The 14,220-nt window shown below is 66.9% G+C and carries 12 protein-coding genes; 7 read left to right on the top strand and 5 right to left on the bottom strand.

Annotation, left to right across the window (positions count from 1 at the left end):
* The first annotated feature begins 10 nt into the window (after window positions 1-10).
* The 5 genes from K7711_RS32290 to K7711_RS32270 all read left to right on the top strand — a co-directional run bounded on the left by K7711_RS32290 (window position 11) and on the right by K7711_RS32270 (window position 4,997).
* Window positions 11-1,387 carry an ABC transporter substrate-binding protein gene (locus K7711_RS32290; RefSeq protein WP_222974035.1) on the top strand — a complete coding sequence of 459 codons (1,377 nt, stop codon included), beginning with the start codon at window positions 11-13 and terminating at the stop codon, window positions 1,385-1,387.
* Window positions 1,384-2,370, top strand: coding sequence for a carbohydrate ABC transporter permease (locus K7711_RS32285; protein WP_222974033.1), 987 nt, complete (start codon window positions 1,384-1,386; stop codon window positions 2,368-2,370). The genes K7711_RS32290 and K7711_RS32285 overlap by 4 nt, the downstream gene beginning before the upstream one ends.
* Window positions 2,360-3,208, top strand: a complete 849-nt coding sequence (locus K7711_RS32280; RefSeq protein WP_222974031.1) for a carbohydrate ABC transporter permease — start codon at window positions 2,360-2,362, stop codon at window positions 3,206-3,208. Before K7711_RS32285 ends, K7711_RS32280 begins: the two co-directional genes overlap by 11 nt.
* The gene (locus K7711_RS32275) at window positions 3,205-3,966 is read left to right on the top strand and encodes a GntR family transcriptional regulator (RefSeq protein ID WP_222974029.1); all 762 of its coding nucleotides are present in this window, start codon (window positions 3,205-3,207) and stop codon (window positions 3,964-3,966) included. The genes K7711_RS32280 and K7711_RS32275 overlap by 4 nt, the downstream gene beginning before the upstream one ends.
* Before the next feature lie 311 nt (window positions 3,967-4,277).
* Entirely contained in the window at window positions 4,278-4,997 is a 720-nt protein-coding gene (locus K7711_RS32270; RefSeq protein ID WP_222974027.1) for a DUF8020 domain-containing protein, read from the top strand.
* Window positions 4,998-5,335: 338 nt separating this feature from the next.
* On the opposite strand, the gene K7711_RS32265 is transcribed toward K7711_RS32270, so the two are convergent.
* Both K7711_RS32265 and K7711_RS32260 read right to left on the bottom strand, forming a co-directional pair.
* A complete protein-coding gene (locus K7711_RS32265; RefSeq protein ID WP_222974025.1) occupies window positions 5,336-6,328 on the bottom strand; it encodes a small ribosomal subunit Rsm22 family protein in 993 nt (330 codons plus the stop codon).
* A gap of 108 nt (window positions 6,329-6,436) precedes the next feature.
* On the bottom strand, window positions 6,437-7,048 hold the full coding sequence (locus K7711_RS32260; RefSeq protein WP_222974023.1) for a TetR/AcrR family transcriptional regulator: 612 nt from the start codon (window positions 7,046-7,048) through the stop codon (window positions 6,437-6,439).
* A 102-nt stretch (window positions 7,049-7,150) separates the two neighbouring features.
* Here K7711_RS32260 and K7711_RS32255 point away from each other — a divergent pair, with 102 nt between their 5' ends.
* Window positions 7,151-8,494 carry a cytochrome P450 gene (locus K7711_RS32255; RefSeq protein WP_222974021.1) on the top strand — a complete coding sequence of 448 codons (1,344 nt, stop codon included), beginning with the start codon at window positions 7,151-7,153 and terminating at the stop codon, window positions 8,492-8,494.
* Between the two features lie 93 nt (window positions 8,495-8,587).
* On the opposite strand, the gene helR is transcribed toward K7711_RS32255, so the two are convergent.
* The 3 genes from helR to K7711_RS32240 all read right to left on the bottom strand — a co-directional run bounded on the left by helR (window position 8,588) and on the right by K7711_RS32240 (window position 13,233).
* Window positions 8,588-10,780, bottom strand: coding sequence for an RNA polymerase recycling motor ATPase HelR (gene helR, locus K7711_RS32250; RefSeq protein ID WP_222974019.1), 2,193 nt, complete (start codon window positions 10,778-10,780; stop codon window positions 8,588-8,590).
* A gap of 371 nt (window positions 10,781-11,151) precedes the next feature.
* Window positions 11,152-12,540, bottom strand: coding sequence for a carotenoid oxygenase family protein (locus K7711_RS32245; protein ID WP_222974017.1), 1,389 nt, complete (start codon window positions 12,538-12,540; stop codon window positions 11,152-11,154).
* A 42-nt stretch (window positions 12,541-12,582) separates the two neighbouring features.
* On the bottom strand, window positions 12,583-13,233 hold the full coding sequence (locus K7711_RS32240) for a hypothetical protein (protein WP_222974015.1): 651 nt from the start codon (window positions 13,231-13,233) through the stop codon (window positions 12,583-12,585).
* 27 nt (window positions 13,234-13,260) lie between these two features.
* Between K7711_RS32240 and K7711_RS32235 the strand changes: the two genes are divergently transcribed.
* Complete coding sequence (locus K7711_RS32235) at window positions 13,261-13,821, top strand: PadR family transcriptional regulator (RefSeq protein WP_222974013.1); 561 nt, start codon at window positions 13,261-13,263, stop codon at window positions 13,819-13,821.
* Window positions 13,822-14,220: the final 399 nt, after the last annotated feature.

The following is a 14,220-nucleotide window of genomic DNA, read 5'->3' as shown; positions in this document are numbered from 1 at the left end:
AGAGATCTCCATGAAGTACCTTCGCGCCCTTCCCGCACTGGCGCTCGCGCTCGCTGCCGCACTCTCCGGCTGCGCCACCGTCCCCACCTCCTCCGGCTCGGGGCCCGGCGCGGCGACCTCGATCATCCCCGAATTGGCTCCCGGACAGAAGGTTTCGATCCGCTGGGAGAGTTACAACCTGTCGAGCGCCGGCATCTTCGGCGACACCACCCGCAATCTGGTCGCCGAATTCGAGCGTCTGCACCCGAATATCCACGTCGACGCCGTGCCGCCGCAGGGCGGGACGAACGAGATCGCGCAGAGCGTGCAGCGACAGGTCGTCGCCGGTCACCCACCGGACGTCGCGCAGCTGACCTTCGCCGACCTCCGGTACGCCGCCAGTGATCTCGGCGCGCAGCCGATCGACAAGCTCGTGGGCCGCGACGAGGTCCGGAAACTGTTCACCGACGGGCCGCACCCGTACGCGCCCCGGACCGCGGTGCTCGGCGACGTCGACGGCACCACATACGCAATCCCGTATGTCTTCTCCACACCCATGCTGTTCATCAACGCCGACCTGTTCCGCAAGGCCGGTCTCGATCCGGCCAACCCGCCCAAGACCTGGGACGAGGTCGCCGCCGACTCCGCCGCCATCGCCAAGGTGCCCGGCACCAGCGGCGGGTCCTACCTGGCCTGCCTCGACGGACCCTCCGGCGGCGACTGGTGCCTGACCGGCATCGTGCGTTCCGCGGGCGGGCGGCTGCTCTCCGAGGACGGCAAGACCCTCCCCTGGACCGACCCCAAGACCGTGCAGGCGTTCGCGGGCGTGCAGAAGATCGCCCAGGCCGCACCGAACGCACTGCCGAATCTCTCCGGCAACGACGCGCAGGACGCCTTCCTTCGCGGCAACCTCGGCATGCTGCTGACCTCGGCGGCCCTGCAGAACGCGATCCTCAAATCCTCCGCAGGCAAATGGCAGGCGGCCGCCGCACCCATGCCGGGCTTCGGCGCGACACCGGCCGTGCCCACCAACTCCGGATCCGGGTTGTTCATCATGACGAAGGACCCCGCCAAGCAACGCGCCGCCTGGGAGCTGATCAAGTTCCTGACCAGCGCCGAGAGCGAGACCACGATCACCTCGAACATCGGTTACGTCCCCCTGCGCGCCTCGCTGATCGACGATCCCGCGTACCTGAAGTCCTTCGCCGACGCGCACCCCGGCTTCGTCCGGCCCAACGTCGCGCAACTCGACCGGCTGGAGCCCTGGGTGTCCTATCCGGGACCGAACTACCAGCAGATCCGCACCCTGCTGAACAAGGCCACCGAGGAGATCGTGTTCCGCGGCGCCGACCCGAACGCGACCCTGTCCGCAGCGCAGACCAGCGCTCGAGCCCTCATGCCGAAATGACCGCCCTCCTCGACCGGCCGGCCCCCGGACGCTTCGTGGAACCGGTCCCGCCGCCGCCCCGGGATGACCCGCGTCCGGTCGCCCGCAGGCCGCTGCTGCGCAGGCTCGCCAGCGGCGCGACGCCCTACCTGTACCTGATACCGGCCCTGGCCGGGCTGGTGGTGTGGGTGTACTCGCCACTCGTCCAGACCATCGAATTGTCTTTCTACGACTGGAATCTCGTGCCCACCACCCCGGCCCGCCCGGCGGGCTGGTCCAACTACGTCGAGGCATTCAACCTCCCGCAATTGGGCCGGGCGACGGTGAACACAGTGGTGTACCTACTCGCGTTGCTGCCCTTCACCATCGTGATCCCGGTGGTGGTCGTACTCCTGTCACAACGCGTGCACGGCCGGGCCCGCGCCTTCTACCGGACCGCGATCTTCGCGCCGTACCTGATCGCCCCGGTCGTCACCGCCATCGTGTGGCGCTGGCTGCTCGACCCGAACGGCGGGCTGGTCAACCAGATCCTCGGACTGTTCGGTATCGCACCGATCTCGTTCCTGCGCGACCCGAAGTGGGCCATGTGGTCGATCGTGGTGATCGTCGGCTGGCAGCTGCTCGGCTTCGCCGTACTCGTCGTCTCCGCGGGTCTGTCCGGTATCTCCGACGACTACGCGGCCGCGGCCCGCACCGACGGAGCCACCGAACGCCAGATCACTCGGCGGATCACGTTGCCGCTCCTGTCGCCGACGCTGCTGTTCATGGCCACCCTGACCGTCCTGGCCGCCGCGCAGCTGATGTTCCCGATGATCCAAACCCTCACCCAGGGCGGGCCCGGCGACTCCACCACCAACCTCTACTACCTCCTCTACGACACCGCATTCGGCTCGTTCGACGTCGGCCTCGCCTCCGCCGCCAGCGTGCTGTTCTTCCTGGGCTTCGGGCTCATCGCCTGGGGCGCGGTGTGGCTGATGGACCGCTGGAGTTTCCATGACGACTGATCCGATCACCCAGCCCGCCAACGGGTTGCGCACCCGCCGATTCGAGGCGGTCGGCGGTCACCTGGTCCTGGCCGCGATCGCGGTGTTCAGCCTCGTGCCGATCATCTGGATGTACCTGACCGCACTGCGCCCGCGCGACGACGTACTGGGCCAGTCCGTACTGCCCACCGGGATCAGTCTGGACAATCTGCGGGCCGCCGCCCATCTGCTGCCGCTGGGCAGCCTGATCGGCAACACCGCGCTCATGGCGGCCGGGGTCGCGGCCTGTCAGTTGTTCACCGCACTGCTGGCCTCATATGCGTTCGGGCGCTGGCGTTTTCGTGGCGAGCGGGTGCTGTTCCTGGTCTTCGTCGCCACCTGGCTGGTCCCATTCCAGGTCACCATGCTGCCCAACTACGTCATGTTGTCCGACCTGGGCTGGCTGAACACCCTCACCGGTGTGATCGTCCCGCAGATCACCGCGCCGTTCGCGGTACTGCTGCTGCGTCAGCACATGCGCTCCTTCCCCCGCGAGCTGCTCGACGCCGCCCGCATGGACGGCCGCTCGCACTGGAACACGCTGTGGACCGTCGTCGTGCCCTCGCTGCGCGGACCGCTTGCGGCACTGGCGATCCTGCTGTTCGTCACGGCGTGGAACGAATATTTCTGGCCGCTGCTCGTGCTGTCCAGACCGGACTCGGTCGTCCAGATCGGGCTGCGCAGTCTGATCACCGAAACCGGAACCGACTATGGTGCAATGATGGCCGCCGCCGGGGCTCTGTGCCTGCCCATCCTCGCCGTCTACATCCTGCTGCAGCGTCAGGTCGTCAACGCCTTCGTCCGGTCCGGGCTGAAATGACCGGCACGCGCAACGGCCGACAGGGCCGCACCCCGGTCTACCGCCAGGTCGAACGCGAACTGCTCCGCCGAATCCGCGACCGCGAACTCCTGCCCGGCGAACGGCTCCCCACCGAACCCGAGCTCGCCGCGGAATGGGGAATCAACCGCCTCACCATCCGACAGGCCGTCGCCGAGCTCGCGCGCGCCGGATACGTCACCGTCCGGCAAGGATCGGGCACCTACGTGGCCGAGCCGCCGATGGTGATCGACCTCGCCCTACCCTCGATGCCGTCCACGGACGCCGACGCCGGCAGTACCGCGGCGATCGCCGAGACGGTCGAGCAGAACCAGACCGAGACACTGATCGATCTCACCGATCGCGATACCGCGGGAGACGCCGCCGAAGCACTCGACGCGGACGGGCCCTTCACCCGGATCGACACCCTGATCCACAATGGCAACCAGCCGTTCATGGTGGCCAGCTACTGGATCGAGACCCGCCGGGTCCCGGGCTTCACCGCACAGATCGCCGAGCGGGTTCCGATGTTCCAGATCCTGCAGCAACGCTACGATCTGCGACTCCGGCACTCCTGGCGTTCACTCACCGCAACCCTCGCGAGCACCGAGGACGCGGCGCTACTGGAAGTACCCCCGGGTAGTCCGGTGATGCTCCGCTGCGGCGTCAACGTCGATGCCGATGGGGTGCCGACCATGTACCTGCGCCGCAGGCTCCGCGGCGACCGAATCCGATTCATGATGCATTACGACACCGACTGACCCGCGGGTCGGCTGCCTCTGCATTTTCCATATCGAAAGATGTCGGTGTTCGCAAACCCGGCCTGATACACGCTGCCCAAAAGCATCTGCGAGCAGCTCAGCCGGAAAGAAATGGCTGATCAGCACAGTCTGAGCCCGCACACCGGCGCTGCGATGCCGCGCGCACGCACAACCACGACGAAGCCAAGGAATCGATCGACAGGAAATTCTTCTGGCTCAGTTCTTCTCGCCCAAAAATGGGCGAGAAAGCAAGAAAGCACGATGAGGAACCAATGAAATCAGCATCAGCGAACCTATCTGATGGCGCGCGAATGTCCAAGTCGACCAAAGGAACCCGTTTTGCGGCGACCGCGATCCTGATATCGGCCGCGCTCGGCGTTACCGCCGCCCCCGCCGGTGCCGCGCCGGCGCCCAGCGGCACGGTCGACTACCGCGCCACGACGAACGCCCACTCCACGATCATCTCGACCGACGCCGGCTCCATGACGGCCGACAACGGCGTGTTCAAGATCAAAGCGGCGAACGGAAAAGTGTTGGCCGGCACCGACCTGTCGTTCCGGGTGGACGACTTCGTGTTCCCGATCGCCGCGCAGATCCACGACCGCACCGCCACGCTGACACCGCAGTTCGACCTGGCGCACGCGACCTACAAGCCGGTGGACCTGCCGTACCAGGACTCGGCTCCCTGGAAAACTCCGTACGACCGTGAACAAGCCGCCTGGAATCGCATGGCCTCCACGGTGGGGACGGGCGCGACGGTCGGCACCTTGGTCGGCGGGGTCGCGGGCGGTGCGGTCGGATGCCTGCTCGGCGGGATCGCCGGCGCGACCGTTGCTGCCGCGACCATCGTCGGACTGTTCGGCTCGTTCATTCCGGCGGCCGCTGTCGGGTGCCTGGGCGGAATCCTGGCCGTGGGCGCGCTGGGCACTCTCGCGGGACAGTTGCTGGTGACTGCCCCGGTGACGGTCATGGCCGCGATCCAGTACTTCACGACCATCACTGCACCGATGCCCACCTCACCAGCGAAGTAACCACACACCACCGGTCAACAGAGGCTGACGAACAACGGTCTCGCCCAGGCCGGTCGGCTGGCCCCGACAGGAGTGCGGACACACTCACCTCGGGCCACCGACCGGCCCCGGGGCAGTCGGCAACCACCCTAACCCAACTGTGCAACACGCATACCGCTGTGAACTGGAAGGACTCCGACCGAGGAGTCCCCCTTCTCGGACCGGACGCCGATACTACTGCTCGACGAGTCGGCGGTTGAACGTCTCCGGTCCGGCGGCCACGGAAACAATTGGTCATAGGTCCAACGCAAATTGGTCGATAGTTCAGTTCCGCAGAAGTAGTCGGGATCGCCAATTCGTCAGGAATCACCCGGGGAATCGGGCGGCCACGCGTCGCCCCACTGCACATCTCGTGCGCGGCGGTACGTTTCGGCCTGTCTCTTGGAGACGAGCGTCGGGACGACGCCCTCCTCGGCAGTGCAGACCTGCAGCGTGACCAATCCCTTGCGCTTGAGGGGATGCCGGAGGATACGGCCCCGAGCCTGGAGGTGCGGGGTACGGGAGGCGATGACGTAGGAGAACTTCTCGTCCTCGTGGCCCAGTTCGGCGCCTTTGAGCCTGCGGTGCAAGGAAGTTCGGTTGATGCGGGCGCTGAAGTGGCACCAGTCGGAGCCCTCGGCGAGGGGACAGGGCATCCGGTGGGGGCACGGAGCGACGATCGTGAGACCGGCGGTCATCAGGGATTCTCGGGCGGCGAGGATCCGGCGGTGGCCATCCGGGGTTCCCGGCTCGATGACGAGAACCACGTCCGCGGCCTCGGACGCCTGTACGACCACCGCCGCTTGATCCGTGTCCGAAAGTTCGCTCAGCACATAGGAAATGGCGGCCAGGTCCGCCCGTCCGGGCGTCCGCAGGTCCGTGACCATACCCCGACGCCAGACCGCCGAACGGACCACGGCCTCGGCGGCCCCCGCGGCGAGACGTCGTCCGAGTTGCAGCGCCTCGTCCACCTGATCCAGCACGACGGCCTCGGTCAACGAGGGAAATGCCGACGCCGACGCCCACAGCGCCGCGCCCGTGCCACCACCGATATCGAGGAGGGACCGCGGCTGAAAGTCCGGTACGAGCTGGTGAAACCGGCCGAGCGCGTTGCGAACCGCCGCCCAGGTCGCGGGCATGCGGTAGGCGGCGTAGGCCGTCACGTCGGCAGACGAACCGAGAATCGGCGCTGCGGCGGGGCGAGGATCGCGGTACCGCGAGATCAACCGATCGACCGATACGGCCAATTGCCGCTCGGGAACTCCCGCGCATGCCCGTTCGAGCCCCTGGACGAGTTCGACAGGCAGATCCACCCTGAACATCCCTTCATATGCGCCGGCCGGACCGCCATTCTGTCAGGCGGCACACGCAGGCCCAGCACACGACCCCACCCGGATGCTCAGCGATCCCGCCCGGTCGATTCAGCGATAGAGGCCGAACAGCGCACGGCAGGCGGCTTCGACGATCTCCTCGGGAGTCGCCTCGATCGCACCGTCCAGCCAGGCGGTGATCAGTTCGGCCATGCCGCCGATGAACAGCAGACCGGAGGTTTCGTCGGCCATCCGGCTGCGCCCCGAGTCGCCGATCCAGGAGCGCACATCGACCGCCGATTCGTGGGCCAGGTGACGCAGCAATTCGGTACGCCTGCGGCGCAATTCGGGTACCGCCACCGATTCGACGATCGCGACCCGACCCTTGCGCGGGTCCGCGACCAGCAACTCTACGAACGCGGAGATCGATGCGCGCATACGAGCTTCCGGATCAGCCCCGGCGGCGTCGGCGGCACTGCGACTGATCTCCTCGATTTCGACCGCGATCTCGTTCAGCACCGCTTCGAGCAGCGCATCGAGTCCGGTGAAACTCTCGTAGAAGTAGCGCTCGCTCAGCCCGGCCGCAGCACAGACCGCGGTCATCGTGGTCCGGCTCGACGGATCGGCCCACACCGTCAGCCCCGCCTCGAGCAGGCGCGATCGGCGCTCGGTCGCGCGCTCGGCGGCGGTGGCTCCGCGATAGACCCCTGACTGCACGGCCATGGCCTCAGCATGCCACAGCGAAAACGAACATCAAGGTTGACAGGACACCCTTCCTGAATCAGGCTATGCGTGAGCGGCATCACAGAAAGCTGAGGAATCCTGATGACAGCCGGCACCCTGGAGACCAGACCGATCCCGACCCTGCGCCGCGAGGACCGCGGCCTACCCGTGATCGGAACGCTGCTGGAGTACACCAAAGATCCACAGGCCGTATTCCAACGCGAATGGGATCACTACGGTCAGGTCGCACCGATGTATTCACTCGGGCGAACCTCGGCACTGCTGCTCGGCCCCGACGCATGCGGTGCGGCATTGACGAACAAGGACGGCGCGCTTGCCAACGGACCGGCCTGGTCGCGGCTGGTCGGCCCCTTCTTCCACGGCGGGCTCATGCTCATCGATTTCGACGAGCACAAGCGGCATCGCCGGATCCTGCAGCAGGCGTTCACCCGTCCTCGGCTGCAGGCATACACCGAGCGCTTGCACCCGGCCATCGAAAAGGGTGTGGCGCACTGGGATGCGGGCGAAGCCTTCCCGTCGTACTGGAAGCTCAAGCAGCTGACCCTCGACATCGCCGCGGATCTGTTCATGGGCGGCGCCGCCGATACCGGCCCGGCCGAGATGGAGCGCGTCAACAAGGCGTTCATCGCCTGCGTGCAGGCCGCCACCGGGATCGTGCGCGGCAACGTGCCGTTCACGCGCTGGGGCAGGGCATATCGCGGTCGCAAGGTGCTCGAGGATTTCCTGCGGCACTATCTGCCGGCCAGGCGAGCCGAGCAGTCCGACGACATCTTCTCGGTGCTGTGCCATATCGAGGACGAGGACGGCACCCGGTTCACCGACGACGACGTGGTGAACCACATGATCTTCCTGATGATGGCCGCGCACGACACCTCCACCATCACCACCTCCACGATGCTGCAGTATCTGGGCCAGCATCCGCAGTGGCAGGACCGGTGCCGCGCCGAGGCGCTGGCACTGGGCCCGGCTCCGTCGATGACCGAACTCGAGGGTCTGGAGTCCATCGATCTGGTCATGCGCGAGGCGTTGCGACTGCGCGCACCCGTCCCGGTCCTGGTCCGTCATGCGGTGAAAGACACTGCGATCCAAGGGGTTCGGATCCCGGCCGGCACCGATGTGGTGATCGGCATCCAGTTCACCCACCTGATGTCGCAGTACTGGTCCGATCCGCATACCTTCGATCCCGACCGCTTCGGCCCCGAACGCCGCGAGGACAAATCGCACCGTTTCGCATGGGAGCCCTTCGGCGGCGGCGCACACAAATGTCTCGGCATGCATTTCGGTGGGCTGGAAGTGAAGTCGATCATGCACCGCCTGCTGCGCGACTATCACTGGAGCGTCGATCCCGGCTACGTCGCGCCCATCGACTACCACTCCCTGCCGTTCCCCAGCGACGGCCTGCCCATCACCTTCAGACGCAACTGAGGATCAGCCGCTCGGCCCGACCTCGGTGCACCGGAATGCGCCCGAAGCCGACCTCCGCCGAGTTCCGCACCCGGCGAAGGTCGGCCGTCGGCGCTACATCGCCCCGCTGGTGACCGCAGCGGAACCCGCGGTGAGGCCCGCCAGAGCACGCGGCAGTGGTCCACAGTGCAGGACACCCAGCCGCTGGGTGGCGCGGGTGAGGGCGACGTAGAGTTCGGCCGCACCACGCGGGCCGTCGGCGAGGATGCGTTCGGGCTCGACGACGAGCACTGCGTCGAATTCCAGGCCCTTGGTATCCGATGCCGTCACCGCTCCGGGGACATCCGGTGGTCCGATGACGACGCCGGTGCCCTCACGACCCGCCTCCTCGCGGACGAATTCCGCTATGGCCGAGGACAATCCGTCCGCATCGACCTGCCGCGCCCAAGGCTGTACGCCGGAAGCCCGGACCGACTCCGGCGGCCGGACGCCGGGCGCGAAATCGGCGAGCAGTGCGGCGGCCACACTCATGATCTCCGCCGGGGTGCGGTAATTCACCGACAGCGACCGGTACGCCCAACGCCCCGGAACGTACGGTGCGAGCATCGCGTCCCAGGATCGCGCGCCCGCGGGCGAACGACGCTGCGCGAGATCGCCGACCACCGTGAACGATCTGCCGGGACAGCGGCGCATCAGCACCCGCCAATCCATTTCCGACAGTTCCTGCGCCTCGTCGACCACGACGTGCCGGTAGGTCCAATCCCGGTCCGCCGCAGCACGTTCGGCGAGCTCGCGGGTATCGCGTTCGAGGAACCGGTCGGCGAGATCCTCGGCGTAGAGCAGATCGGTGGCGTACAGGTGATCCTCGTCGTCCATCGAATCCTCGCGGCCCGTCATGAGATCCAGTACGCCCGAGGCGTATTCGGCCTGCGCACGGCGTTCGCGTTCGGACGAATCATCCTTCGTCTCGTGCGAGCCCAGCAGATCGACCAGCTCGTCCAGCAGCGGTACGTCCGACACGGTCCAGGCCGCACCGTCGGCTCGCCACAGCGCCTCGTCCGCGCCTGCGGCACACAACCTTTCGGATGAGCTGTACAGCGATGCCAGCAGTTCCCGCGGCGTGAGGATCGGCCAGAGTTCGTCCAGTGCGGTGAGGTATTCGCGATTCTCCGAGAGCTCGGCGAGCAGATCACCCCGCAACTGCTCCCATGCCTCGCGATCTCCACGGGTCAACCAGCCCTTGCCGATTCGGCCGATGGCGCGTTCGGTGAGCACCCATTCGACGATCTCCCGGAACACCCGGCGGGCCTCGTTGTGCGGCAGCCCGCTCTCGCGCGCCTCCTGGATCCCCCACTGCGCGGTCTCGGCGTCGATCCGCACCGTCACATCCGCCAGCTCGATCGTGATCGGATCCTGCGGCAGCCGTTGCCGGTCGGCGATCGCGGCGGCGAGCACGTCCAGGATCTTCAGCGAACCCTTGAGCTCGGCCGCGTTCGAGGTGTCCTCGGCGGTGACGTGCAGACCGGGCACGAGGTCACCGGTCGTGGTGAAAACCACATCCGATTCACCCAGCGACGGCAGCACCCGGCCGATGTGGTTCAGGAACGCCGAATTGGGCCCGACGACCAGCACACCGTGCCGCTCGATCTGCTCGCGCTGGGTGTAGAGCAGATAGGCGACCCGATGCAGCGCGACGACGGTCTTCCCGGTCCCGGGCCCGCCCTCGATCACCAGCACACCCGCATGATCGAGCCGGATGATCTCGTCCTGTTCGGCCTGGATCGTGGCCACGATGTCGCGCATCCCCTCGCCGCGCGGTGCGTTCACCGCCGCGAGCAGCGCCGCGTCCCCGCGCTCCCCCGCACCGGGCCGGCCGAACACCTCGTCGGTGAACTCGACCAGCTGCCGCCCGCGAGTGAAGAACTGCCGACGCCGGCGCATGTTCTCCGGTGTCGCCGCCGTGGCGACGTAGAACGCGCGCGACGCGGGCGCACGCCAATCGAGCAGCACCGGCTCATAGTCGTTGTCCGCGTCCAACAGCCCGATCCGCCCGATGTACGCGTGCTCGCCCGATACGGCGTCCAATCGGCCGAAACACAGTTTGTTGTCCGCCACGTCCAGTCGTTTCACCTGGGTGGCGAGTGTGCGCACCTCCACGTCGCGGTCCACCGGGGACAGTCCGTTCCCGCGCAGCGCCGCGCTGTAGCGCCGCTTGGTCTGTGCGCGCTCGGCATCCAGGCGCGCGTACAGCCCATCCACATAGTCCCGTTCGGCTCGCAATTCCTCGTCGTACCCCTGTGCCGCCACACGCCCCTCACTTTCCCTGACCCGACTACCTGCAGGTTGTCGCCTCGGCCAGCGATTGTGCAGCATGTACGGGGCCTTGCCGCAAGCCCCGGTGTGCGTTGTACAATAAAACGGGAAGGAAATGGACGGGTCTTTTCGAACTCGTATCCGTGTGCCCCGAAACACATCTGCGGCAAGAAATCCCGAAACACATCTGCGGCAAGAAATTCCGATCATCGAGAAATTCGGCATCGCTGTCGTCGTGCGCGAATGCCCTTCCCGTACAGACGGTCCGGGGTGTCTCGTCGGATGATCAACGGCCACAAGCATGTCCGGGCAACAACGATCGGCCCGCTCGCGATTGCGGCGGGCCGATCGTCCTGCGGAGTCCGTCACGCGGCGTCGCGCGGAACCTCACCGAAGACGAGCGCCGGATCATCGGGCAGCCAGTTGCCGTGGAATCCGGCGGGCACCCGCTGCGGCAGATGAATCTCCGCCACCGGTCCCGCCGCCAGATCCTCGGCATCCAGGATGACCAGATCACTGCGATCGGTCGCCGGATCGTAGACATAGGTCAGCAGCCATCCGGGACCGCCGGGCCGATCGTCGGCGGGAGCGAAGGATGCCTCGGACGGATTGCGCCCGCCGGAGAACACGTAACTGGTTGCGGCACCGGACTGCAGGTCGTAACGGTGCAGCGCCCCGAGCCCCTCGGATTCGCCCGTCCACGCCGATGAGACCGTACTGGTGACGTGCCCGAATCGCGCGGGCAGACCGGCCAGCCGGTCATCGATGCGCGGGAATTCCGCGTGGCGATCGTCGATCGGGCGCTCGGTGACCGTGCCGCGGTTCAGATCGATCGTCCAGCTCCACAGACTCCCCCGGGCGTTCATGTCGACGCCGTCACCGAGCCGGTCGTACCGGATGACCTGCAGAGTCAGCACCTGCCCGCTCGGATCCTCGTACGCGTTGAGGCCGTGGAAGACGTAGCAGGGCTCGATCTCGAACCACCGGACCGGAGCGTCGGGATTCGCCCGGTCCAGAACACCCAGGCGCGCACCGTATTCGGGCTGCCAACCGTAGGGCATGCCGGGCGCGCCCGCCCGGATCCGCGCCGAATCGAAAACCACCGGCAGATCCATGAATACGACATGTCCGGAGGTGAGATGGAAATCGTGCATCATCGTGGGGGCGCCCACGTCGATCGGCTGGGTGAAGACCAGATTCCCGTTCGCATCCGCGCGGTGATAGGTCAGGAACGGGCGTTCGGTCGCGCCGTAGCCGAAGAAGTGCAGTTCACCGGTGGTCGGGCAGATCTTCGGGTGGGCCGTCATCGCGGTGTGCAACCGGCCGCCGAAGTCGTAGGTGCCCACGGTGTCGAGTTCGTGTCCGGCGCGCATGTCGATCTCGTACGGGAGCGAGGATTCCACCAGCGCGAAGGTGCGTCCGGCATGCCGGACCACATGCGTATTGGCCTGTCCGAACGCCAGATCGCGGTGGCCGGTTCCGTTGTCCCGGTGGGGATCCGCGGCGAACATGGCGGTGCGGACCCAGCGATTGCGATACGCGACCGCACGACCGCCTTCGAGCCGCACGCCGTGCACCATGCCGTCCCCGACGAACCAGTGCGCGGAGACGCCGGTGCGCGGATTCGGGCCGTTGCGCAGATACCAGCCGGTCAGCTCTGGCGGGATGGCGCCGGATACCGGCAGCTCGGTCGCGCTGAGTTCGGTGGTGACGGGGGCGAAGCCGCCGAGTAGGTGGGGCGCCGTGGTGGTCATCGAAAGTGCTTCCTTCTCGAGTGAATCGGGACGGGTCGGGGATCAGGCGATCGAGGGATTCGCGGCCTTGGCGGCGGCCTGCGCACGTGCGGTGTAGCGCAGGGTGAACAGCGCCGGGAGCGCGAACGCGGCGACCTGCACCACGGTGCGCGGCGTGTCGGTGTGCGCCAGGATCGCCAGCAGGATGCAGCCGATGGTGAAGCTCGCGGCCCAGACACCGGTGATGATGTAGTTGACCCGGATGAATGCCGGATTCGACCACAGCTCCGGCGGGGTGGACTGCTTGGCGATCGGCAGCGTGAACGGTGTGCGGACCAGCAGGGAGACGCCCGAGACGATCATCAGCACGCCGCTCGAGATCGCCGGTGAGTACGGGTGCAGCGGGGTGTTCGGGTCGGCGAACGCCAGGATCGTCAGGGCGATGAAGAACGCCGCCGAGCCGAGGTCGATAACCATTCCGGTCACGCCGCGACCGGCCCTGACCAGTCGGAATATCTCGATCAGCGACATGCAGGCGGCGATCAGCGCGGCCCACTGCCAGTAGTGCGACGGCACGACCGCGTACACGATCCAGGGGGCGAAGGTGCGCAGGAAGGACATGATGAAGTCTCCGGATATTTCGTAGCGGACATGTTGGTTACGGATATTCCGGTACCGGAACGTGTACTCATCCTGATACTCCGGTCCCGACATGTCAAGTCCGTAATGTAGGGTGCTGTCATGAGCCTCAGACACGCCCTGCTGGGTCTGCTGGCGGATCGCCCCGCCAGCGGCTACGACCTGCTGCAACGGTTCGCCGGATCGCTCGCGAACGTATGGTCCGCATCGCAGACCCAGGTGTATACCGAGTTGACGAAGCTCGCCGGCGAGGGGTTGATCACCGCCGCGGAGGAGGGTCCGCGCCGGCGCAAGGAGTACGAACTCACCCCGGCGGGCGACGCCGAACTCAAGGAGTGGCTCCGCGCGGCCCCCACACGTCCTCCCGCACGCAACGACATGCTCCTGCGGGTGTTCTTCCTGGGCCGCCTCCCGCGCCAGGAGGCCCTGGACCATCTGTCCGCCATCGAGGAACGCGCCCACGCCCAGTACGAGGACCTGGTCAACCTGGAGAAGACGACCGAATGGAGCGGCAACGACTTCTCCGAATACGGCCGGTTCGCCCTGGAATGGGGTCAGCGCTACTGGACGATGAACCAGGAATGGGCGCAATGGGCCCGCGAGCAGATCACCGGCCGACACCGGACCCGCTCGGCGGGCAGTTCCGCACCGAAGCAGGGGTAGCACCGAAACTTCCACCGGCGGAACGGTTCCGGCACATCGACAGAGTCCGCCGCTGATACTCCCGGACACCGCGCTGCCGCGGACATCCGGACACCGCGGACAGCCCCGGCGCGAATTCCGCTGCCGCCCAGGAATACCGCGTCGGGGCATGGCAACGACCGGAATCCGGTGTGCCATGGGCAATTCGGTGGATACTTCCATCTGGACGAGAACGACCTGTCGGCCGTAAAATAGCTGACGGCGCCACCCTGATCCCACCACGACCCATCGGGACGCACTCCCCATAGCCATCATTCTCGGCGCGCAGGGCCCTCCCGCCCCCGACTATCCGAATCATCCACGGAGACAGCCGCATCGAAACTCATGCGGTTGCGCCGTGCCCAGGTGCCGATCACACGA

Source organism: Nocardia coffeae (genome assembly GCF_019890715.1).
Taxonomy (GTDB): Bacteria; Actinomycetota; Actinomycetes; order Mycobacteriales; family Mycobacteriaceae; genus Nocardia; species Nocardia jiangxiensis.
This window is presented reverse-complemented; position numbering and strand designations above follow the sequence as displayed.